The sequence below is a fragment of the Micromonospora sp. RL09-050-HVF-A genome (assembly GCF_019374995.1).
GTDB lineage: Bacteria > Actinomycetota > Actinomycetes > Mycobacteriales > Micromonosporaceae > Micromonospora > Micromonospora antibiotica.
Genome location: NZ_JAGKQP010000002.1, coordinates 4,457,675 through 4,478,320 on the forward strand (window position 1 = coordinate 4,457,675; position 20,646 = coordinate 4,478,320).

At 72.1% G+C, this 20,646-nt stretch carries 17 protein-coding genes and 1 pseudogene; 13 read left to right on the top strand and 5 right to left on the bottom strand.

The features are described 5' to 3' along the window. Positions 1–14: 14 nt before the first annotated feature. Both J7462_RS19535 and J7462_RS19540 read right to left on the bottom strand, forming a co-directional pair. Positions 15–281: a hypothetical protein gene (locus J7462_RS19535; RefSeq protein WP_219465375.1), complete on the bottom strand. Its 267-nt coding sequence runs from the start codon at positions 279–281 to the stop codon at positions 15–17. 562 nt (positions 282–843) lie between these two features. Then, positions 844–1,323, bottom strand: coding sequence for a methylated-DNA--[protein]-cysteine S-methyltransferase (locus J7462_RS19540; RefSeq protein WP_219465377.1), 480 nt, complete (start codon positions 1,321–1,323; stop codon positions 844–846). Positions 1,324–1,521: 198 nt separating this feature from the next. Here J7462_RS19540 and J7462_RS19545 point away from each other — a divergent pair, with 198 nt between their 5' ends. Genes J7462_RS19545 through J7462_RS19560 form a run of 4 tightly spaced genes read left to right on the top strand, consistent with a single transcriptional unit; the run spans position 1,522 to position 5,225 of the window. Continuing rightward, on the top strand, positions 1,522–2,034 hold the full coding sequence (locus J7462_RS19545; RefSeq protein ID WP_219465379.1) for a SigE family RNA polymerase sigma factor: 513 nt from the start codon (positions 1,522–1,524) through the stop codon (positions 2,032–2,034). A gap of 4 nt (positions 2,035–2,038) precedes the next feature. Continuing rightward, positions 2,039–3,124 carry a hypothetical protein gene (locus J7462_RS19550; protein WP_219465381.1) on the top strand — a complete coding sequence of 362 codons (1,086 nt, stop codon included), beginning with the start codon at positions 2,039–2,041 and terminating at the stop codon, positions 3,122–3,124. Positions 3,125–3,154: 30 nt separating this feature from the next. Beyond that, on the top strand, positions 3,155–3,676 hold the full coding sequence (locus tag J7462_RS19555; protein WP_308290956.1) for a hypothetical protein: 522 nt from the start codon (positions 3,155–3,157) through the stop codon (positions 3,674–3,676). A 28-nt stretch (positions 3,677–3,704) separates the two neighbouring features. After that, complete coding sequence (locus J7462_RS19560) at positions 3,705–5,225, top strand: flotillin family protein (RefSeq protein ID WP_208565160.1); 1,521 nt, start codon at positions 3,705–3,707, stop codon at positions 5,223–5,225. A 55-nt stretch (positions 5,226–5,280) separates the two neighbouring features. Here the strand turns inward: J7462_RS19560 and J7462_RS19565 are convergent, their stop codons facing one another. Continuing rightward, positions 5,281–6,738, bottom strand: a complete 1,458-nt coding sequence (locus tag J7462_RS19565) for a CCA tRNA nucleotidyltransferase (RefSeq protein WP_208565161.1) — start codon at positions 6,736–6,738, stop codon at positions 5,281–5,283. 125 nt (positions 6,739–6,863) lie between these two features. Between J7462_RS19565 and murJ the strand changes: the two are divergent. The 7 genes and pseudogenes from murJ (at position 6,864) to J7462_RS19600 (ending at position 15,325) form a co-directional block, all read left to right on the top strand. Continuing rightward, positions 6,864–8,614: pseudogene (murJ, locus tag J7462_RS19570) on the top strand (murein biosynthesis integral membrane protein MurJ). A gap of 448 nt (positions 8,615–9,062) precedes the next feature. Next, positions 9,063–10,658 (top strand): protein kinase family protein, encoded by a 1,596-nt coding sequence (locus J7462_RS19575; protein WP_219470485.1) that lies wholly within the window; start codon positions 9,063–9,065, stop codon positions 10,656–10,658. A gap of 43 nt (positions 10,659–10,701) precedes the next feature. Beyond that, positions 10,702–11,499, top strand: a complete 798-nt coding sequence (gene sigM / locus J7462_RS19580) for an RNA polymerase sigma factor SigM (protein WP_219465383.1) — start codon at positions 10,702–10,704, stop codon at positions 11,497–11,499. Beyond that, positions 11,496–12,488, top strand: a complete 993-nt coding sequence (locus J7462_RS19585; protein WP_219465384.1) for a hypothetical protein — start codon at positions 11,496–11,498, stop codon at positions 12,486–12,488. The genes sigM and J7462_RS19585 overlap by 4 nt, the downstream gene beginning before the upstream one ends. 177 nt (positions 12,489–12,665) lie before the next feature. Further along, complete coding sequence (gene trxB / locus J7462_RS19590) at positions 12,666–13,616, top strand: thioredoxin-disulfide reductase (RefSeq protein WP_208565165.1); 951 nt, start codon at positions 12,666–12,668, stop codon at positions 13,614–13,616. 38 nt (positions 13,617–13,654) lie between these two features. Then, positions 13,655–13,978, top strand: a complete 324-nt coding sequence (gene trxA, locus J7462_RS19595) for a thioredoxin (RefSeq protein WP_067310719.1) — start codon at positions 13,655–13,657, stop codon at positions 13,976–13,978. A gap of 189 nt (positions 13,979–14,167) precedes the next feature. After that, positions 14,168–15,325: an N-acetylmuramoyl-L-alanine amidase gene (locus J7462_RS19600; protein ID WP_219465385.1), complete on the top strand. Its 1,158-nt coding sequence runs from the start codon at positions 14,168–14,170 to the stop codon at positions 15,323–15,325. 42 nt (positions 15,326–15,367) lie between these two features. Here the strand turns inward: J7462_RS19600 and J7462_RS19605 are convergent, their stop codons facing one another. After that, entirely contained in the window at positions 15,368–16,036 is a 669-nt protein-coding gene (locus tag J7462_RS19605; RefSeq protein ID WP_208565167.1) for a GNAT family N-acetyltransferase, read from the bottom strand. Positions 16,037–16,333: 297 nt separating this feature from the next. Here J7462_RS19605 and J7462_RS19610 point away from each other — a divergent pair, with 297 nt between their 5' ends. Beyond that, positions 16,334–17,641, top strand: coding sequence for a PLP-dependent aminotransferase family protein (locus tag J7462_RS19610; protein ID WP_219465386.1), 1,308 nt, complete (start codon positions 16,334–16,336; stop codon positions 17,639–17,641). A 7-nt stretch (positions 17,642–17,648) separates the two neighbouring features. Next, on the top strand, positions 17,649–18,674 hold the full coding sequence (locus tag J7462_RS19615) for a D-alanine--D-alanine ligase (protein WP_255597793.1): 1,026 nt from the start codon (positions 17,649–17,651) through the stop codon (positions 18,672–18,674). A 121-nt stretch (positions 18,675–18,795) separates the two neighbouring features. Here J7462_RS19615 and J7462_RS32370 read toward each other — a convergent pair whose 3' ends face one another. Continuing rightward, complete coding sequence (locus J7462_RS32370; protein WP_255598811.1) at positions 18,796–19,686, bottom strand: hypothetical protein; 891 nt, start codon at positions 19,684–19,686, stop codon at positions 18,796–18,798. Positions 19,687–20,646: the final 960 nt, after the last annotated feature.

Below are 20,646 nucleotides of genomic sequence, written 5' to 3' on the forward strand. Positions count from 1 at the left end.
GTGTAGGACGACCGTCACCGGCCTTCGGGAGTCTGTCCGTCGGATCGACCCGCCAGTTCTGCGACGTCCCGGCCTCCGGGTCCGGTCTCCGGGCCCAGAATGTCGAACAGCCGGCGCAGCGTCCGCCGGTGGCTGCGGCCCCAGGTCTGCGACGTCCAGCGGGCCATCTGGACCGCGACGATCCCGAGGATCGCCGGCATGGCGACCGCCACCCGCCAGGACCCGCCATCGCGCATCACCAGCGCCGAGTAGATCATCAGCATGGCCAGCAGAACGGCCACCAGGGCACCCCCGTCGGCCCCACGCCGCCGCGGACGGCCGCCATCCAGCTGGTGTTGAGAAGACATGTCGGAACTCCTTGCCGGCACGACGGTGTCACGTCGCGCGTTGTTCGTTGGAAGATTCGGCGCAGGGAGTCGGATCTAACGGAACACCGTCGTCGAACTCCCGCCCGCACCTCCGATCTTGCTCCCCCCACTCACCGAATCTCAATGCCGGACTGAGTCATCACGCAGCTCAGATAATTGCTTGCGGGAACAACATGATGATTGTTCGGAAGGCTGCGGAGGTGGGTTCCTGCTATTCGGGCAGGCCCCCCGAAAAACTCGCCAGATATCTGTGAGCTGGGAATTCATCAACCACCGAGGGGCATGTGCCCGGCTGGCCGACCACCATCCGAGCCAGGGCCCAGGGTTGTCCGACGGAGATTGCCCAGGCGCCCCACGCCCGGCACACACTCGCGGCCCCGCAACTCGTCCCGCTGCCGCTGCCCACCCAGAAAAACCGAAAAACACCGGCGTCCACGCCCACCCGGTCCTGCCGCACTGATCGGCGATCTGATCGTCACGACCAGGCGCGGCGCAGCGCCACCCCCGCCTCCAACTCCAGCAGGGTCACCTTGCGGGGCAGGCCGCCGCCGAAGCCGACCAGTTTGCCGCCCGCGCCGACGATCCGGTGGCAGGGCACGATCACCGGGACCGGGTTGCGGTTGCAGGCCACCCCGACCGCCCGTGCCGCGCCCGGGTCGCCGACCAGCCGGGCCACCTCGCCGTAGGTGAGCGTCTCCCCGTACGGGATGCGGGTCATCTCCCGCCACACGGCGCGCTCGAACTCGGACCCGCGCGGCACCGTCACCGGCACGGTGAACCCGGTCAGCTCACCGGCGAAGTACGCCCGCAATTCGGCGACCGCCCGGCCGGCCAGCCCGTTGGCGGGTTCGTCGTCGGCCGACGCGACCCGGCCGAAGTGGGTGCCGCAGACCGCCGTGTCGTCGGTGGCGACGGAGAATTCCCCGATCGGCGAGTGGAGCACGGTCCAGCGCATACCGCCATTCTTCCCGCCCCGACCGACACCGGGAGCGGGGCCGGGCCCGGAGAGGGCGCGGGATCGGCCCACCACGTCGGACCAGCCGGACGTGCCGTCCGTCGTCTCCGGCCACCCCACGGAGCCGACGGCGACGAAACACCTGCGGACGGGGCAAGGTCTCCCCGCCGCCGAGCGTCTTCGGTACGGAGGTGAGCGGTGACCGAAGGCACCGACGGGGAGTTCACCGCGTTCGTCAACGAACGGGGGGACGCGCTGCTGCGCGTCGCGTACGCGCTGGCGGGCAGCCAGCACGCCGCTGAGGACCTGCTGCAGAACGCGCTGGCCAAGGCGTACGCCCGGTGGCCCCGGATCCGGGGTGACGCCGAGCCGTACGTGCGCCGCATTCTCTACCACGACCAGGTCTCCGGCTGGCGACGGCTGGCCCGGCGACGTGAGGTCCCGGTGGCGGTGCTGCCGGAACGGCCCGGCGAGCGCAACAGCAGCCACGACAGCGAGCTACGGATGCTGCTGCGCGACGCGCTCCGGACGCTGCCGCCCCGGCAACGGGCGGTGTTGACGCTGCGCTATCTGGAGGACCTCAGTGTCGAGCAGACCGCCGCGATCCTCGGCTGCCGGGCCGGCACGGTGGCCAGCCAGGCGTCCCGCGCGCTGGCCCGGCTGCGGGAGCTGGGCCGTCCTTCGACGATCTCATCGGCAGTCCGGAGGTGAAGCGATGAGCCGACGGGCGGAGGATGCGCTGCGGGCCGCCGTGCACGATCTCGCCGACGAGGCGCGGCCGTCGCCCCGGCTGGCCCTGGCGGCGCTGGCCCGGGGCCGTCGGCTGCGCACCCGACGCCGAGTCGCGGTGGTCGGCGCGGCGGTGGTGGTGGCGGTGGCCCTGGTGGTACCGCTCGTGCTGATCCGGCCGGAGCACCCGGTCCAACCGGTGCGGCCCACGCCGAGCCCCACCCCCGGTACGACGCTGCTGCCCACCCCCGGTGCCGACTGGCCGGCCCGGCCGTTGGCGCTGCCCGGTGGCTGGGTGGTCACCGGCGGCGTGACCGGCGGCACCGGGTACGTGCTGGACCGCACCCGGTCCCGCTACGTCCGTGCCGGCGGATACGCCGAGGTGTGGCCGGCCCCCACGGGCACGGTCACCGCCGTGCGGGACGAGCAGCGCCCCGGCCAGCTCGGTCTCGCCGACGCGGCCACCGGGAAGCTGCGCTGGCAGCGGATCCGGGGTGCGCTGGACGTCCAGTGGTCGCCGGACGGCCGCCGGTTGGCGGTGACCGTCCTGCGGGGCGGGGTGCACCGTCTCGGCGTGCTGGAGGTCGGTGGGCGGTACCGGGAGTACCGGATCGACCCGGTCAGGTACCTCTGCACCGACCACTGCGCCTTCACCTGGACCCGCGACGGCCGGGAGGTGGCGTTGCCGCTGACCGACAGCTTCGCACCCCGGTCCGAGCAGCTCCGCCATCCGCGCTGGGGGGTGCAGTTCTTCTCCGCCGACGACGGGCGGCCGACCCGGTTCGTCAAGATCCCCGGCGACCCGGCCGGCCCGTGGTCCTGGTCGCCGGACGGGAACCGGGTGGTGGTCCAGGGGCAGCGGGAGCCGCTGCTGGTCGACGCGGTCACCGGCACGGTGCTCGGCCCGCTGCCGGTGGCCGAGGTCGCCTGGGTCGGCGACGACCGGCTGCTCTACCGGCGGCCGGGTGGCTACCGGGACGTCGTACTCGCCGACCCCGCCGGCCACGAGCTGCAACGGTTGCCGCTGCCGAGGGAGTTGGCCGAACGGACGGTGTCCGTCGCCCCCAAATGATCACGCGGAACGTTGCGTCGGGTCGCTACCGTGCAGGTCGTGGCCACGGGGACGCTCATCTTTCTGATCATCGGTGGGGCGGGCGTCGGTGTGCTGGCGCTCGCCCTGCTCGGCGGCGAAATCCTGCATTTCGGTCATCCCGACGTCGACGGTCCGGTCTCCGTCGAGGCCGTCGCCGGTTTCCTCGGCGCGTTCGGCTTCGGCGCGGCCATCGTCAACGAGCTGCTCGGTGGGCGTACCCCGGGGATGATCGCGGCGGCGGTCGGTGGCGGCGCGCTCGCCGCAGTGCCCACCGCGTGGCTGGCGGGTCGGCTGAGCCGGGCGGCGCGCGACATGCGCACCGACGCCACCCCCACCCGGGACGACCTGGTCGGCGCGCTCGGCCTGGTGGTCACCCCGATCCCGACCGGCGGCTACGGCGAGGTGCGGGTACGCGTCGCCGGCCAACCCGTGAAACTCAACGCCCGCGCCGACCGGCCCATCCCGCTCGGTGCGCAGATCTTCGTGGTGCAGACGCTGAGCGAGACCAGCGTGCACGTCGAGACCTACTGACCCCTCTTCTCGCAGAGACGGAACCCCCATGCCTCTCCTCATCGCCATCGGCGGCGCGGTCGTCCTCGCCCTCGTCCTCGTGTTGTTCGTGCTCTCCCGGATCAAGGTCGCCGGCCCGAACGAGGCGTTCATCGTCACCGGCCGCAAGGGTCGGACCACGCAGACCGCCGACGGCGGCCGGTCCACCGACAACTCCGGCCAGAAGGTCGTCCTCGGCGCGTCGGTCTTCGTCCTGCCTGTGGTGCAGAAGCTCCAGTCGCTCGACCTGTCCAGCCGTCGCATCGACGTCGGCATCCGGGGCGCGGTCAGCAAGCAGGGCATCCGGGCCGACCTGCACGGTGTCGCCATCGTCAAGGTCGGTGGCACCGAGGACGCGATCCGCGCCGCCGCCCAGCGGTTCCTGCACCAGCAGGACGAGATCGACAACTTCACCCGGGAGGTGCTGGCCGGCGCGCTGCGCTCGATCGTCGGCCGGCTCACCGTCGAGGAGGTCATCCGGGACCGGGCGGCGTTCGCCAACGCCGTCGCCGAGGAGGCCGAGCACTCGATGACCAACCAGGGGCTGGTGCTGGACACCTTCCAGCTCCAGGACATCCTGGCCGAGGGGTCGTACCTGCAGGACCTCGGTCGGCCGGAGGCGGCCCGGGTGCTCAAGGACGCGGCCATCGCCGAGGCCCGCGCCCGGCAGCAGGCCGAGCAGGAGCGGCTGCTGGCCGAGGAGGCGATCGCCGAGGCGAACCGGAACCTGTCGCTGAAGCAGGCCGGTATCCAGGCCGAGATCGACGCGGCGAAGGCGAAGTCGGCGGCGGCCGGGCCGCTCGCCCAGGCCGAGCGGGACCAGGCGATCCTCTCCGAGCAGCAGAAGGTGGCCGAGCGCAACGCCGAGCTGAAGCAGCGTCAGCTCGACACCGAGGTGCGCAAGCCGGCCGATGCGGCCCGGTACAAGGTGGAGCAGGAGGCCGAGGCGGCCCGTAACGCGGCGGTGCTGAACGCCGACGCGCAGCGGCAGGCCACCATCGCCGCCGCCCAGGCCGCCGCCGAGCAGGCCCGGCTCACCGGTGAGGGCGAGCGGGCCCGCCGGGCGGCGCTGGCCGAGGCCAACGCGATCGAAGGCGCCAAGGAGGGTGAGGCCGAGCAGCGGCGGCGGTCCGCCATCGCCGAGGCGGTCGAGCGGGAGGGCCAGGCCGAGGCCACCGCCATCCTGGCCCGGGGTCAGGCCGAGGCCGACGCGATGGCCCGTAAGGCCGAGGCGTTCGCCGCGTACGGTGAGGCCGCCGTGCTCGACCTGCTGGTCAAGATGTTGCCGCAGGTGGTCGAGGCGGCCAGCGCCCCGATCGGCGCGATCGACAAGCTGACGGTGATCTCCACCGACGGGGCGTCCTCGTTGACCAAGTCGGTGGCCGGCAACGTGGCCCAGGGCCTCCAGCTCGGCTCCGACCTCACCGGCATCGACCTGTCGGCCCTGCTCGCCAAGCTCGGCGCGGCGTCGGCCGGGTCCCCGGCCAACGGCAAGCCGCCGGTCGAGGGCAGCGCGGTCGAGACCCGCTGACCGTACGACGGAAGGGGCCGTCCGGTGTGCCGGGCGGCCCCTTCCGTCGGTCAGCTCAGCGCAGGCCCTGCTCGTGGGCCCAGCGCAGCAGTTCCGCCTCGGCCTCGTCACGGTCGAGCGGGCCGCGTTCCAGGCGCAGCTCCTTGAGGTGCTGCCAGGCCCGGCCGACCAGCGGACCGGGTGGCACGCCGAGCAGCTCCATGATCGCGTTGCCGTCGAGGTCGGGCCGGACCCGGGCCAGGTCCTCCTCGGCGGCGATCCGGGTGATCCGCTCCTCCAACGCGTCGTAGTCGGCGGCCAACTGGGCGGCCTTGCGCCGGTTACGGGTGGTGCAGTCCGAGCGGGTCAGCTTGTGCAGCCGGTCCACCAGGTCACCGGCGTCGGTGACGTACCGGCGCACGGCCGAGTCGGTCCACTCGCCCCGGCCGTACCCGTAGAACCGCAGGTGCAGGCCGACCAGCTTGGTGACCTGGGAGGTGACGTCCTTCGGGTAGCGCAGGGCCTTCATCCGCGCCTTGGTCAACCGGGCACCGACCACCTCGTGGTGGTGGAAGCTGACCCGACCGTCCCCACCGACCGCCTTGGTGGCCGGCTTGCCCACGTCGTGCATGAGCGCGGCCATCCGGAGCACGAAGTCACAGCCGTCCGTCTCGTAGGACACCGCGTTGCTCACCACGGTCAACGTGTGCTCGTAGACGTCCTTGTGCTGGGCGTGCTCGTCGATGGTCAGCTTGAGGCCGGTCAGCTCGGGCAGGAACCGGTCGGCCAGCCCGGTGTCGACCAGCAGCCGCAGCCCGGTGATCGGATCGGTGCCGCAGAGCAGCTTGGTGAACTCGTCGCGGATCCGCTCGGCGGTGATCCGGTCCAGGTCGGCGGCCATCGAGGTCATCGCCGTCCGCACGTCGGGGTGGACGGCGAAGCAGAGCTGGGCGGCGAACCGGGCGGCCCGCAGCATCCGCAGCGGGTCGTCGCCGAACGACTCGGCCGGCGTGCCCGGGGTACGGATGATCTTCGCGGCCAGGTCGTCCAGCCCGCCGTACGGGTCGGTGAACCGGTGGTCGGGGAGGCTGACCGCCATCGCGTTGACGGTGAAGTCGCGCCGCCGCAGGTCGTCGGTGAGGTTGGTGCCGTACTCCACCACCGGGTTGCGGCTGACCTGGTCGTACGCCTCGGCGCGGAAGGTGGTGACCTCCAGCCGGAGGCCGTCGCGCTGGCAGCCGATGGTGCCGAACTCCCGACCGGTCTCCCAGATCGACTCGGCCCAGCCCTTGATGATCCGTAACGTCTGGTCGGGGTGGGCGTCGGTGCAGAAGTCCAGGTCGTCGCCGAGCCGCCCGAGCAGGGCGTCGCGCACCGAACCACCCACCAGGTGCAGCTCGTGCCCGGCACGGGCGAACCGGCGGCCCAGCTCGTCGGCGACCGGTGAGACGCGGAGCAGCTCGGCGACGGCGTTGCGCTGCGCGGTGGTCAGCTCACGGCGTTCGGCGGCGTGGGGTGTGGAGGCTTCGGACATGGGATCGCCAGCCTATCGGGCGGGGACGGGAACCGATCCGCCGGGCGCGGGTGTCGGGTCCGGGTTGACTATGGTCATGGCGTGCGGACCGGTACCGGCTCCGACGGATCCCCGGGAGGCTGGAGATGAGCGGCGGGCTCTACCGCAGCGCGAACGCCGCGCAGGGTGACGACGGGCTCCGGCCGTACGACGGGGCGACCTTCATCTCCGCCGAGCCGCTGAACCAGCCGGGGGTGGAGGCGACCGCGCCGCCGCAGGAGGTGGTCGCCGAGACCAGCGCCGCGGCGAACAGCGCGGTGATGGCGGTCGGCAGCCTGGTCAGCCGGGGCACCGGCTTCATCCGCAACCTGATGATCGGCGCCGCGCTGGGCAGCGCCGTCGGCGACGCGTTCACCACCGCCCAGTTCCTACCCAACCAGGTGTACGAGTTCCTGCTCGGCGGCGTGCTGACCAGCGTGCTGATCCCGGTGCTGGTACGCCGGCGCAAGGCCGACCCGGACCGGGGCGAGGCGTACGCCCAGCGACTGCTGACCCTCGCGGTGCTGGCCCTCGCGGTCACGGTCGTGCTGGCCCTGCTGCTGGCCTCGACCCTGACCACGCTCTACGCCGGCGGCAAGAACGCGGCGTACACGAGCCTGGTCACCAACCTGTCGTACCTGATGCTGCCGATGCTGTTCTTCACCGGCGTCAGCGCGTTGATCGCGGCGGTGCTGAACACCCGGGGGCACTTCGCCGCGCCGATGTGGGCGCCGATCCTCAACAACCTGGTCGTCATCGGCACCTTCGGCCTCTACATCGTGGTGTACGGCGCGCAGGCGCTGGGCCCGGAGGACATCGGCTGGGACCGGATCCTGCTGGTCGGCGGGGCACCCTGCTCGGGGTGGCGGTGCAGGCGGCCGGGCTGCTGCCGGCGCTGCGCAAGGTGGGTTTCCGGTGGAAGCTGCGGTTCGACTTCCGGGAGTTGGGCCTGCGTGAGCTGGCCCGGCTCGGTGGCTGGATGTTCTGCTACGTCGCGGTCAACCAGCTCGGCCTGTTCGTGGTGGTCAACCTGCTCACCCGGGCCGCCGGTGGCGACGACAGCAACGCCGGCCTGCTGATCTACAACAACGTCTTCCTGTTGCTGATGATGGCGCACGGCATCATCGCCGTCTCGATCATCACGGCGCTGATGCCCCGGATGAGCGCCGCCGCCGCCGAGGGCCGGTTCGCCGACGTCACCGCCGATCTGTCCCGGGGCACCCGGATGGTGACGGCGGTGCTCGCCCCGATCGCGGTCTGTTACGCGGTGCTGGCCGGCCCGGTCTCCGTGGTGGTCTTCCGGTACGGCGCGTTCACCGGTGACAACGCGCTTGCCACCTCGCTGGTGCTGCTGGTCGCCGCGCTGGGCCTGGTGCCGTTCGCGATCAGCCAGCTGTTCACCTTCGCCTTCTACGCGTTGCCGGACACCCGCACCCCGGCGCTGGTCAACATCCCGGTGGTGATTCTGCGGGTGGCCGTGCAGATCGGGGTCTTCGTCACCTTCTCGGCCACCTTCGCGGCGGCCGGCATGATGCTCGGCAACGCCGTCTCGTACGTGGCGGCGGCGGTGCTCTCGGCGATGCTGCTGCGGCCCCGGGTGGGCCGGATCGGGCTGGGCCGGATCATGCGGACCGTGGGCAAGGTGCTGGTGGCGGCGCTCGGTGCGGCGCTGGTCGGCCTGCTGGTGGTCAACCTGCTCCCCGGTGACCCGGGCAACCTGAGCTGGACGGCGGCGGCGGTGCGGCTGGTCCTCGGCGGGGTGGTGATCGGCGGGACGTACCTGGGCCTGGCGATGGTGCTGCGGATCGGTGAGATCACCGAGGTGGTCGGGATGGTGCGCCGCCGGCTCGGCCGCTGATCCGCTGCCCGTACCGGGGCCGGGCGGACAGGGGACACGCAGGGTGAACGAGGATCACCAGCCTGGGGACACGCCTGTGGATAACTTGGTTAGTCCCCGCTCAGTCACCGTAAGGGCCTGTGGACAACCAACCGTACGGCTGAGCATGTGCGGCCGTTCGGGGGGAACCTGACGTACTGCCACCGGGTTGTCACCGGTGGGCCGGCCCGGGGGTCGGTGGCTTGCGGCCAGCGTCTAGATTGGCCAGTACATGTGCCAGCAACGCGGGCGAGAGTGGCGGTAACCGGACTAATCCCCTCATATGCGACGGCCCGTTGAGCGCGGCGGGAAGATGACATGTCGGGATGGCGGGCGGTCCGGGTAAGGTCGCTGTCGACGGACACGGCAGGTGGCCGACTCCCGCGTCGACGCCGCCGGCCGCTCCATCGACGGCGGATCGGGAAGCCACATGCCCAGCAGTTCGGGTCCATCGATCGACACGATCACCGAGGGAGGACGGGTGACCCAGGTCGGCGAGGGTCAGGAGGCGGAGGAAACCGCTCCTCCGGTCATGACCTTCGGTGCTCCCACAGCCGGTGAGATCCTCGCCGAGCGGTACGAGCTGGTCGAGCACATCAACAACGACAGCGCCGGGCGCCTGGTCTGGCGGGGCGTCGACGTCATCCTGCGCCGCCCCGTGGCCGTGGTGCTCCGCTACCCGGGAGGCGACTCCGCCACCGAGATGCTCCAGGCCGCCGTGGCGGCCAGCCGGGTCATCCACCCCAACCTGGTCGGCGTCTACGACGCCATCGACGAGGACGTCCGGGCCTACGTCGTCCGGGAGTGGGTCGACGGTCGGTCCCTGCGTGAGCTGGTCGCCGACGGCCCGTTGGATCCGGCCCGAGCCACCGCCATCGGCAACGCGGTCGCCAGCGCCATGGCCGCCGTGCACGCCACCGGAATGGTCCACGGCAACGTGCACCCCGGCACCGTGATGATCAGCGACGACGGCCGGGTGGTGCTGGCCGACGCCCGCACCGACGGCGACGACAGCCAGGAAGCCGACATCCGCGCGGTGGGCGGCATCCTCTACTTCGCCCTCACCGGGCACTGGCCGCACGCCGAGGCGCCGCTGCGCGGTGCGACCGCCGGCCACGGCCGCGCCGCCATCCCGGACGCCGTCCGCGACGCCAGCGGCGCCATCGCCGCACCCCGGCAGGTCCGGGCCGGCGTGCCGGCGTACCTCGACGACCTGACCATGGACCTGCTCGACGCCGAGATCGCCCCGCCGTCGTCGGACGTGCTCTCGGCCGAGCTGGGCCGGCTCGACATCCCCGCCGAGGACCACTTCCTCGACCAGACCGGCACCATCCGGTTCACCGCCGACGGCGTCGAGGACCGCTCGCCGCTCGCCGCCGCAGGGGGTCGGAAGGTTGCCATCGGCATCGCCGGTCTGCTGGCGGTCGCCCTGATCGGCCTACTCATCGGCATCAACACGCTGGGTGGCGACGACGACCCGCAGACCGAGCCGGTGGCCCGCCCCTCCGCCAGCACCCCGGCCGGCGACGCCACCCCGGCCCCCGCCGTGCGCAAGCTGAACATCCAGGACATCCGGATCATCGACCCGGACAGCCGGCAACGCAACGAGCTGGGCGACGCCGAAAAGATGCTGGACGGCGACGAGGACAAGGGTTGGGAGACCGACACCTACTACTCGGCCAACTTCAGCAACTACAAGAAGGGCATGGGGGTCTGGATCGACCTCGGCGCCCTGCACACCGTCAAGTCGCTCACGGCCACCCTGTCGGACTCCGGCGTCTCCGCGGCGCTGTTCACCGGCACCGGCGACTTCCCGTCCAGCTCGCAGGGCGACAAGGACCTGGTCAAGGGATTCAAGACGCGGATCGGGCAGCCGTTCGAGCAGCACGACGGCACCAAGATGGCCTTCGACGGCTTCGACCCCGAGCAGAAATACCAGTACCTGCTCTTCTGGATCACCGAGCTGCCCTCCACCGAGCGGGGCTTCAAGCTGGGCGTCCAGGAGATCGCGGTCCAGGGATCGTGACCTGCCGGCCGCGACCCCGTCACCGCCTCCGCCGGGCGTGGTGATGGTCGGTCGCGGCGGGCACCCACCCGACCCGGCGACCGGCGGGCCGGCAGCGACCGGGGCACCGCAGCCCGAGGCCACCGACCTGGACCTGCTGCGTGCCCACGTCGCCGGTGACCGGGACGCCTTCACCGAACTCTTCCACCGGCACCGCGACCGGCTCTGGGCGGTGGCCCTGCGGACCACGGGTGACCGGGAGGAGGCGGCCGACGCCCTCCAGGACGCACTGCTGTCCGCCCACCGCGCCGCCGGCCGGTTCCGGGGCGACTCCGCCGTCACCACCTGGCTGCACCGGATCGTGGTCAACGCCTGCCTGGACCGGCTCCGCCGCCGGCAGGCCCACCCCACCGTCCCACTGCCCGACGGCAACCACACCGACGACGCCCGGGGCACCGGCGGCGTCGAGCCGGCGGCACCCGCCACCGACCACGACACCGCCCTGGTGGTACGCCAGGCGCTGGCCGGGTTGCCGGTCGAGCAGCGGGCCGCGCTGATCCTGGTGGACGTGCAGGGCTACCCGGTGGCCGAAGTCGCCCTGATCCTCGGGGTGGCCGAGGGCACGGTCAAGAGTCGCTGCGCCCGGGGCCGGGCCCGGCTCGCCCGGGTGCTCGGGCACCTGCGCGCAGGTGGGGACGAACCGTCGCCCCACCCGGCCGCCAGCTCAGCGACCACGCGGGGCGGGCACCTCCGGACGGGTCGGGACGTTTCCGACGTCACACCGGGGAACCGGCAGCCGACCGACGGCGTCCGATCGGGGTCGGGGCAGGCCCGGCGGGGCGCCATCCAGGAGGAGACGTGACGGGCCGGGAGTTCAGGGAGGTCGACCACGACCTGCTCGCCGACTATCTGGGCGGGGCACTGGACGGCACCCCGGAGCAGACCGTCGTCGCCCGACTCGTCGCCGAGGACCCGGCCTGGTCCGACGCGCACGACGTGCTGGCCCCCGCCCTGACCCGGGTGCACGACGAGCTGACGGGTTGGGGTGCCGCCGTACCGGAGATGCCCCTGGCCGTGGTGGAGCGGCTCACCGCCGTGCTCGCCGGTGCCGGCCCGGCCACCCCACCCACCGACGACACCGCCACACCCGACCGCGCCTACCCGCAGGTCGGCCCGGTGCCCACGCAACCGGGCGGGTCGCGTACCCCCGGCGGTCGGGCCGGGGCCGGACGCACCGATGCGTCGGGTCCCGGTCGGCGACGGCGCTGGGCGCGGCTCGCCGGGCCGGTCAGCCTCGCCGCGGTGTCGTTGGCCGCAGTGGGGTTCGGCGTGGCCCACCTGCTCGACGGCGCGGCCTCCCGGGACTCCCCCGCCACGACGATGGCCGGGCCGGCGCAGGACGGCGCGGAAAACGCGGGCCGGGGATTCCGGTTCACCGGTGAGACCCAACGCAGCGGCATCGACTGGTCCCCGACGACGCTGCGCGGCACCACGGCTGCCCCACTGCCCCGCCCCGTCACCCCGCCGGGTCTCCAGTCCGCAGAGGGGCCCGACGTCACCACCCAGATCGACCCCACCACGCCGGAGAGCAAGCGACTCACCGAACCCGGTGGGCTCGACCGGCTGACCGGGCGGGCGGCGCTCGACGCCTGTCTCGCCGACATCGCCGCCGAGCACAACCGTGGGCCGGTCGCCGTCGAGGTGGTCGACTACGCCACCTTCAACGGCCTGCCAGCGGTGGTGGTCCGCTTCACCGATCCCAGCGGTGCACGGTGGGCGTGGGCGAGCGGTGCGGAGTGCGGTGTGCCGGGGTCCGGCGCGGACACCCGCTACCAGGCGCAGGTAGGGTGAGGACCCGGTCACCCCTCGTCCCGCATCGCGTGACGTGACCCACCGGACGACCGGTCCGGGAATCCCCGGTTCGTACGATGACGTTCTGCAAGTCAGCCGCCGACGTCGTTGAACCGTCGGCGCTCGGATCGACGTCGGTGCGCCGCCGATGTCGTACACACACATCGGGAGACGGCAGTGGACGAGGTCCGCAACCTGATCATCATCGGCTCCGGGCCGGCCGGCTACACGGCGGCGGTCTACGCCGCGCGCGCCAACCTGAAGCCACTCGTGATCGAGGGTGTGCAGTCCGGTGGTGCGTTGATGACCACGACCGAGGTGGAGAACTTCCCCGGTTTCGCCGACGGCATCCTCGGCCCCGAGCTGATGGACAACATGCGCAAGCAGGCCGAACGGTTCGGTGCGGAGTTCCTGACCGACGACGTCACCCGGGTCGAGCTGAAGGACACCGGCGACACCGGTTCCGACGCGGTGAGCACCGTGTGGGTCGGGCAGACCGCCTACCGGGCCAAGGCCGTCATCCTCTCCACCGGCTCGGCCTGGCGTCCGTTGGGCGTGCCGGGCGAGCAGGAATACCTGGGGCACGGCGTGTCGTCCTGCGCCACCTGTGACGGGTTCTTCTTCCGCAACCAGCACATCGTGGTGGTCGGCGGCGGTGACTCCGCGATGGAGGAGGCCAGCTTCCTCACCCGGTTCGCCGAGTCGGTCACCATCATCCACCGGCGCGACTCGTTCCGGGCCAGCAAGATCATGGCCGACCGCGCGCTGGGCAACGACAAGATCAGGGTGGAGTGGAACAGCACCGTCGAGGAGGTGCTCGGCGACGACGGCAAGGTGACCGGCGTCCGGGTCCGCAACGTGCACACCGGCGACGTCAAGGTGCTCGACGTGACCGGCGTCTTCGTGGCGATCGGCCACGACCCGCGCAGCGAACTCTTCCGCGACCAGGTCGAGCTGGACGACGAGGGTTACGTGAAGGTGCAGGCCCCGAGCACCCGCACCAGCGTGCCGGGTGTCTTCGCCGCCGGTGACGTCGTCGACCACACCTACCGGCAGGCGATCACCGCCGCCGGCACCGGCTGCGCCGCCGCCCTCGACGCCGAGCGGTTCATCGCCACCCTGAGCTGAACGACAGCAACACCAACAATCTGAGGAGGAGGGTCATAGTGGGAGCAACGAAGGTCGTCACCGACGCCAGCTTCACCGCCGACGTGCTGAAGTCCGACAAGCCGGTTCTGGTGGACTTCTGGGCCGAGTGGTGCGGGCCGTGCCGCAAGGTCTCGCCGCTACTGGAGGAGATCGCGGGCGAGATGGCCGGTCAGGTCACCATCGTCAAGCTCAACATCGACGAGAACCCGGAGACGGCCCGCGCCTACCGGATCATGTCGGTGCCGACCCTCACCATCTTCAAGAACGGCGAGCCGGTGCAGTCGATCGCGGGGGCCAAGCCGAAGGGCGAACTGGTCCGGCTGATCGAGTCGGCGCTGTAACACCTGCGCACCACCGGAACCCCGTACCCCCACCGGGTGCGGGGTTCCGGTCGTCCCGGCCACCTGACCTGCGCGAACCGCCAGCCGGACCAGACCGGTCACGGTACGCTCCGTAAGCGCTGGTCCTCCGGACGCACAGCGTGGCCGTCTGCGAAGGTGCCCGGCAGCCAACCTCTGAGGGGGTCCTGCGTGCGTCCGATCCGATCCGGTGACCGTGGACCGGCAGTGACCGAGATCCGTGCCGTCCTGACCGGCCTGGACCTCCTCGCCGCCACCCCCGGTGACGAGTTCGACGTCGCCACCGAACGTGCCGTCCGGGCCTTCCAGCAGTCCCGCGGGCTCAGCGCCGACGGCCGGGTCGGCGCGGAGACCTGGCGGGCCCTGGACGCGGCCCGCTGGCGACTCGGGGCCCGCACCCTCTACCACGCGGTGCCCGAACCCCTCACCGGCGATGACGTCCGCTCCCTGCAGGAACGACTGCTGGAGATGGGGTACGACGTCGGGGGCGCCGACGCCGTCTACGGCGTACGCACCTCCCGGGCGGTGGCCCAGTTCCAACGTGAGGTCGGGTTGAAGCCCGACGGCTCCTGCGGCCCGTACACGATGGGTGCGCTGCGGCGGCTCGGCCGCAAGGTGGTCGGCGGACGTCCCCAGTGGTTGCGGGAGTCCGACGCCATCCGGCAGTCCGGCCCGACGCTGGTCGGGCGGACCGTGGTCATCGACCCGGGGCACGGCGGCACCGACCCGGGCGTGGTGGTGCCCGACGGTTCGCTGCGCTGGACCGAGGCGGACCTGGTGCACGACCTGGCCAGCCGGCTGGAGGGGCGGCTCGCCGCAGCCGGGGTACGGGTGCAGCTGACCCGTGGCCCCGCCCCCCGCAACTGCCTGCCGGACGTCGACCGGGCGGAACTGGCCAACTCCCTCGGTGCCGACGTGTTCATCTCGCTGCACACCGACGGTCACGCCGACCCGGCCGCCGACGGGGTCGCCACCTACCACTACGGCACCGACAACGGCGTCACCTCGGCCACCGGGGAACGACTCGCCGGGCTGGTGCAGCGGGAGATCGTGGCGCGGACCGGGCTGCGGGACTGCCGTACCCACGCCAAGGCGTGGGACCTGCTGCGACTGACCAGGATGCCGGCCGTCCGGGTCGAGGTGGGCTACCTGACCTCACCGCAGGACCGGTCCCGGCTGGTCGACCCCCGGTTCCGGGACCGGGTCGTCGAGGCGATCGTGGCCGCCGTACAACGGATGTTCTTCCCGGTCGAACGGGACGTGCCGACCGGCTCGATCGACGTCAGCGCCCTGCGGGCGGTGGTGACGGCCGGCGCGGTCCGCGACTGAACCTGGTGGTGCCGCGGGCTGGCGGGGCGTAGGGCTCGCCGCTCAGCCGGCGCTGGACCGGGTCGCCGGGGCGGGGCGGACCGGCCGCAGCAGGCTCTCCGGGCTCATCGAGCCGAGCAGCTTCTCCAACGCGTACTCGACGTCGGACTTCCAGCTCAGCGCGGTGCGCAGCTCCAGGCGCAGGCGCGGGTAGCGGGGGTGCGGACGGACCGTCTTGAAGCCCACCGAGAGGAAGAAATCGGTCGGGGCGACGCAGGCCCGCACGGTGTCCTCCGGCTCGTCACCGAACTTCGCGTCACCGAACGCCTCGATCGCCTTGATGCCCCGCTTGGTCAGGTCCCGGGCGACACCCTGCACCAGCATCCGGCCCAGCCCACCGCCCGCGAACGCGGGCACCACACTGGCGGTCATCAGCAACGCGGCGTCCGCCGACACCGGCGAGGTCGGGAAGGCCATAGAGCGGGGCACGTAGGCCGGTGGCGCGTACAGCACGAAACCGGCGGGCATCCCGTCGACGTACGCCAGCTTGCCGCAGGAACCCCACTCCAGCAGCGTCTGGGAGACCCACGCTTCCTTCTCCAGCCCCGGGTCACCGTTGGCGCAGGCCCGCTCGGCGGAGACCGGGTCCAACTCCCAGTAGACGCACTGCCGGCACGGGCGAGGCAGGTCCTCCAGGGTGTCGAGGGTCAGACTGACCAGACGTCGCGACATCAGCGCATCCCCACACTCAGGCTCGGAGGCGAGACCAGCCCGCAGCGGCGGCACACCGGCTGCGTCCCCGACGAGCGATCGTACGCCGCCTGCCGACCGTACGGGAGGGGACGCGCGAATCGCCACCCGGGCCCGGGGACGGACGTCCGGGATGTGGACGGGGACCACATCGTGACCGACGACCGCCCCGCCGGGGATTACGATCGACCGACCGGCGTCCCCGCGCCGCCATGGTCGCCGGCACCGCGGGTACCCCAGCGGGCGGGAGCCCGACCGACACCCGATCGAGGTGATGTCATGACCGGCACGACGCTTGACGACTACACCGACCGGTACGCCCGGCGCGTCCGGGGCATGACCGCCTCGGAGATCCGGGCCCTCTTCGCGGTGGCCAGCCGGCCGGAGGTCGTCTCGCTCGCCGGTGGCGCACCCTACATCGCCGCGTTGCCGCTCGACGCGGTCGGCGAGATGCTCGGCAAGCTCGGCAGCGAGCTCGGCACCACCACCCTCCAGTACGGCATCGGCCAGGGCACCCTGGAGCTGCGCGAACGGATCTGCGAGGTGATGGCGGACTCCGGCATCGACGCCTCCTGCGGCGCCTCCCCCGACGACGTGGTGGTCACCGTCGGCGGTCAGCAGGCGCTCGACCTGGTGGCCCGGCTCTTCCTCGACCCGGGTGACGTGGTGCTCGCCGAAGGCCCGACCTACGTCGGCGCACTCGGGGTGTTCCAGGCCGCCCAGGCGCAGGTCGTCCACGTGCCGATGGACGACGACGGGCTGATCCCGGAGGCCCTGGAGGTGGCGATCGCCGACCAGGCCCGCGCCGGCCGGCGGGTGAAGTTCCTCTACACCATCCCCACCTACCAGAACCCGGCCGGCGTGACGCTGAGCGAGGAACGGCGGGAACGGGTGCTCGACATCTGCGAGCGCGCCGGCCTGCTTGTGGTCGAGGACGACCCGTACGGCCAGCTGGGTTTCGAGGGTGAGGCGCCCAGGCCGCTGCGGGCCCGCCGCCGCGACGGGGTGTTCTACCTGAGCACCTTCTCCAAGACCTTTGCCCCCGGGCTGCGGGTGGGTTGGATCCTGGCCCCGCACGCGGTCCGCGACAAACTGGTCATCGCCAGTGAGGCGCAGATCCTCTGCCCCAGCGCTTTCGCGCAGGCCGCCGTCACGACGTACCTGTCGACGATGCCGTGGCGCGAACAGCTCAAGGTCTACCGCGAGGTCTACCGGGAACGGCGTGACGCCCTGCTCGGCGCGCTGCACGACCTGATGCCGGAGGGCACCACCTGGACCAGGCCCACCGGTGGTCTCTTCGTCTGGGCCAGCCTGCCCGACGGGCTGGACGCCAAGGCGATGGTGCCACGTTCCATCGCCGCCCGGGTCGCCTACGTACCGGGCACCGGTTTCTATGCCGACGGCACCGGCACCGGCAACATGCGGCTCAACTTCTCCTTCCCCGCCCCGGAGCGGATCCGGGAGGGGGTACGCCGGCTGGCCCGGGTCATGGAGCAGGAGATCGCCATGCGGCAGGTCTTCGGCCCGGTCGGTCCGACCGGGAGCCGGCGGGGCGGGGCGGACGTCCCCGGCCCCGACTTGGCATGATGCCCGCATGGCTGCCATCCCCGTCGAGCGCACCGTCGTGACCGATTCCGCCGCCGCAGTTCCTGCGACCACCGGCTCCGCCGCCGACCTGCACATCCTGGTGCTGGCCGGTGGCCTGTCGTACGAGCGGGACGTCTCCCTGCGGTCCGGCCGGCGGGTCCTCGACGCGCTGCGCAGCGCCGGGGTGGAGGCGGAGCTACGGGACGCCGACGTGGCACTGCTGCCCGCGCTGGCCGCCGACCCGCCGGACGCCGTGGTGATCGCCCTGCACGGTGCGACCGGCGAGGACGGCTCGCTACGCGGGGTGCTCGACCTGTGCGACGTGCCCTACGTCGGCTGTGACGCGCGGGCCGCCCGGCTGGCCTGGGACAAACCGTCGGCCAAGGCGGTGCTGCGGGAGAACGGCATCCCCACCCCCGACTGGGTGGCCCTGCCGCACGACCGTTTCTCCGAGCTGGGCGCGGTGGCCGTGCTCGACCGCATCGTGCAACGGTTGGGGTTGCCGCTGATGGTCAAGCCCACGCAGGGCGGCTCGGGCCTGGGTGCCGCCGTGGTGCGGGATACCGCCGCCCTCCCGGCCGCGATGGTCGGTTGCTTCGCGTACGACTCGACGGCACTGGTCGAGCGGTACGTGCCCGGCATGGACGTGGCGGTGTCGGTGCTCGACCTGGGCGACGGGCCACAGGCGCTACCGCCGGTGGAGATCGTGCCCCGCAACGGCGTGTACGACTACGCCGCCCGCTACACCGCCGGCCGGACCACCTGGCACGCACCGGCCCGCCTCGACCCGGCGGTGGCCGGCGCGGTGGCCGAGGTGGCGTTGGCCGCCCACACCGCGCTCGGGCTGCGCGACCTCTCCCGGGTCGACCTAATCGTCGACGGGGACGGCCGACCCCACGTGCTGGAGGTCAACGTGTCGCCCGGCATGACGGAGACGTCGCTGCTGCCGTTGGCGATCCAGGCGGCCGGGCTGGACTTCGGTCAGGTCCTCGGCACACTGGTCGGCCGAACGGCAGCCCGCCGCCGCCCCTGATCCGCGCCCGCGCCGTCGGGCTTTCCTGCCGTCGGGTTGCCCGGACAGGGGTCGGTAGCCCTGCGGGTCGGGGTGGTCCCCGTGCGGCCGGGTCAGCGCCGGTCGGGGTCTGACGCGACAGTCACGCCGGGCCCGTAGTGGGCTTCGCCGCGCTGACGGCGCCGGTCCCGTCCGTACCGTCGACTGCCGTGCCTTCGGCCTCCGACGCGACCGTGTCGGTGTTTCCGGGCCCGGTACCGGGCCGGTCCGTTCCGCTGCCACCCGGGCCGGTGCCGGTTGCGGCGGCAGCCCGGTCGGCCGTGCCCTCCGGATCGGGACGGGCAGCCGTGTTGGCCCGTCCCGGACCGGCACCGTCAGCGGTGCCGTCGTCGTCAGCGCCGACGGTGCGGGTTTCCCTGCTTTCGGCGTCCTGGGTGCTGCGCGGATCGAGGACGAGGGCCGCGCTGTCGGGCCCGGTCCGCTCCGGGGCCGACGCGGTCGCACTCTCCACCGACGAGGTCTCGGTGTTGATTCCGGTCTCAGCTTCGGCCCCGGTCGAGCCTTCCGTCGGGACCGGGAGAGGGATCTCCTCCGCCGACTCGATCACGGAGACGGCGTCTCCCGCAGCCGCAGCCGCGGCTGCCTCGGCCGACGACTGCGCGGCGATGCTGGAGGGCGTCTGCCACTGGATCCGCGGCGGCTCGGCGAGGGGCCGGCCGCCGAACTCGGCGAGCCAGGCCGCGACATGTGCGAGGTTTTCCCGCCACTGGGATTCGGAGATGGGCGGCAGGATCGAGTCCCAGAGCGACAGGAAGGTGCCACGCAGCTGGAGTCGGCCGTACGGACGGGCCAGGAACCACATGTGCAGGTGGGCGGACCCGTCACCCCACCGGTTCACATGCACCCGGGCGACGCCGTCCAGCGAGCGGATGGCGCGTTCCAGTCGGACGGTCATCACCCCGAGTTCGGCAGCGAGCAGATTGGGCAGGTCGCCCAGGTCGAGATGCGAGCGCGACTCAAGGATCAGCACCATGGGCAGGCCGGTCGGACGGTCCATGGCCCGCACCCGCCACCGCTCACCCACCCAGATGTACGCGTCGTCGGGTGCTTTGCAGGCGATGCACTCCCGGAGCCCTTCGCCCTTACGGGGAGGCTCGACCGCCACCGGTTCGTCGAGGTGCTTGACGCGCAGCTCACCCTCGAAGGGAAACGACGGCCACTGGGTGAAGTCCGGAACTGGGGAGGCAGGGGTGTCGTGCACGACGCTGACCCTAACCGAGACCGGCACCGCTGTCCCTACCCCGAACGCCGCTGATCATGACGGGATTTCGGCCGATCGAAGCGGCTGACACCGGGGCGCGGAGGGGGCGACAGGTGGGTTGTCCACAGGCTGATGAGATCACCACCACACCCCGTCATCCACAGGCTGGGGATGGCTCTGACGCGCTGTTTCACGTGAAACGGGTAGTGCCTGTGGAAAACTTCTGTGGATAACTTTGGCGTTCGTCCACAGCACTGTTCACAGGGATGGCGTGCTCGACTCGTTCAACGATCGAAGGGCGGCTGTAGCTGTCGGCAGCTCCGGGCTTTTAGCCCGGACACCGGTCCTCTCGGCCATCCGATCGGTCCCGTGGGGGAGCGCCAGAGCACCGGCCGTGCTCCTGTCGCCAACTCCTCCTCATCCCCTGAGGGCACTCTCCACCTCCTGGACGCCCCATGGAGAGGCCCACTCGATCACAAGGGATACGGGAGACCCATGCCCTCGTCGACGCCATGGCGCTGCTCGCTCCCGACCACCGACCACCGCGATCGCCCGCTGAGATCACCATTCGCTGCTACCTGCGCCGCCGGAGCCGACTCCATGGCTACGCACGCGAGTCCGGCTTCGTGTGGAACGGCGAACCCCGCCCCGGGCACCTGGTGCGATCGCCGGTGGAGCGGCAGGCCGGTTTCACGTGAAACCGGCGCAGTGCCGACTGCTGAGTGGGCAGCT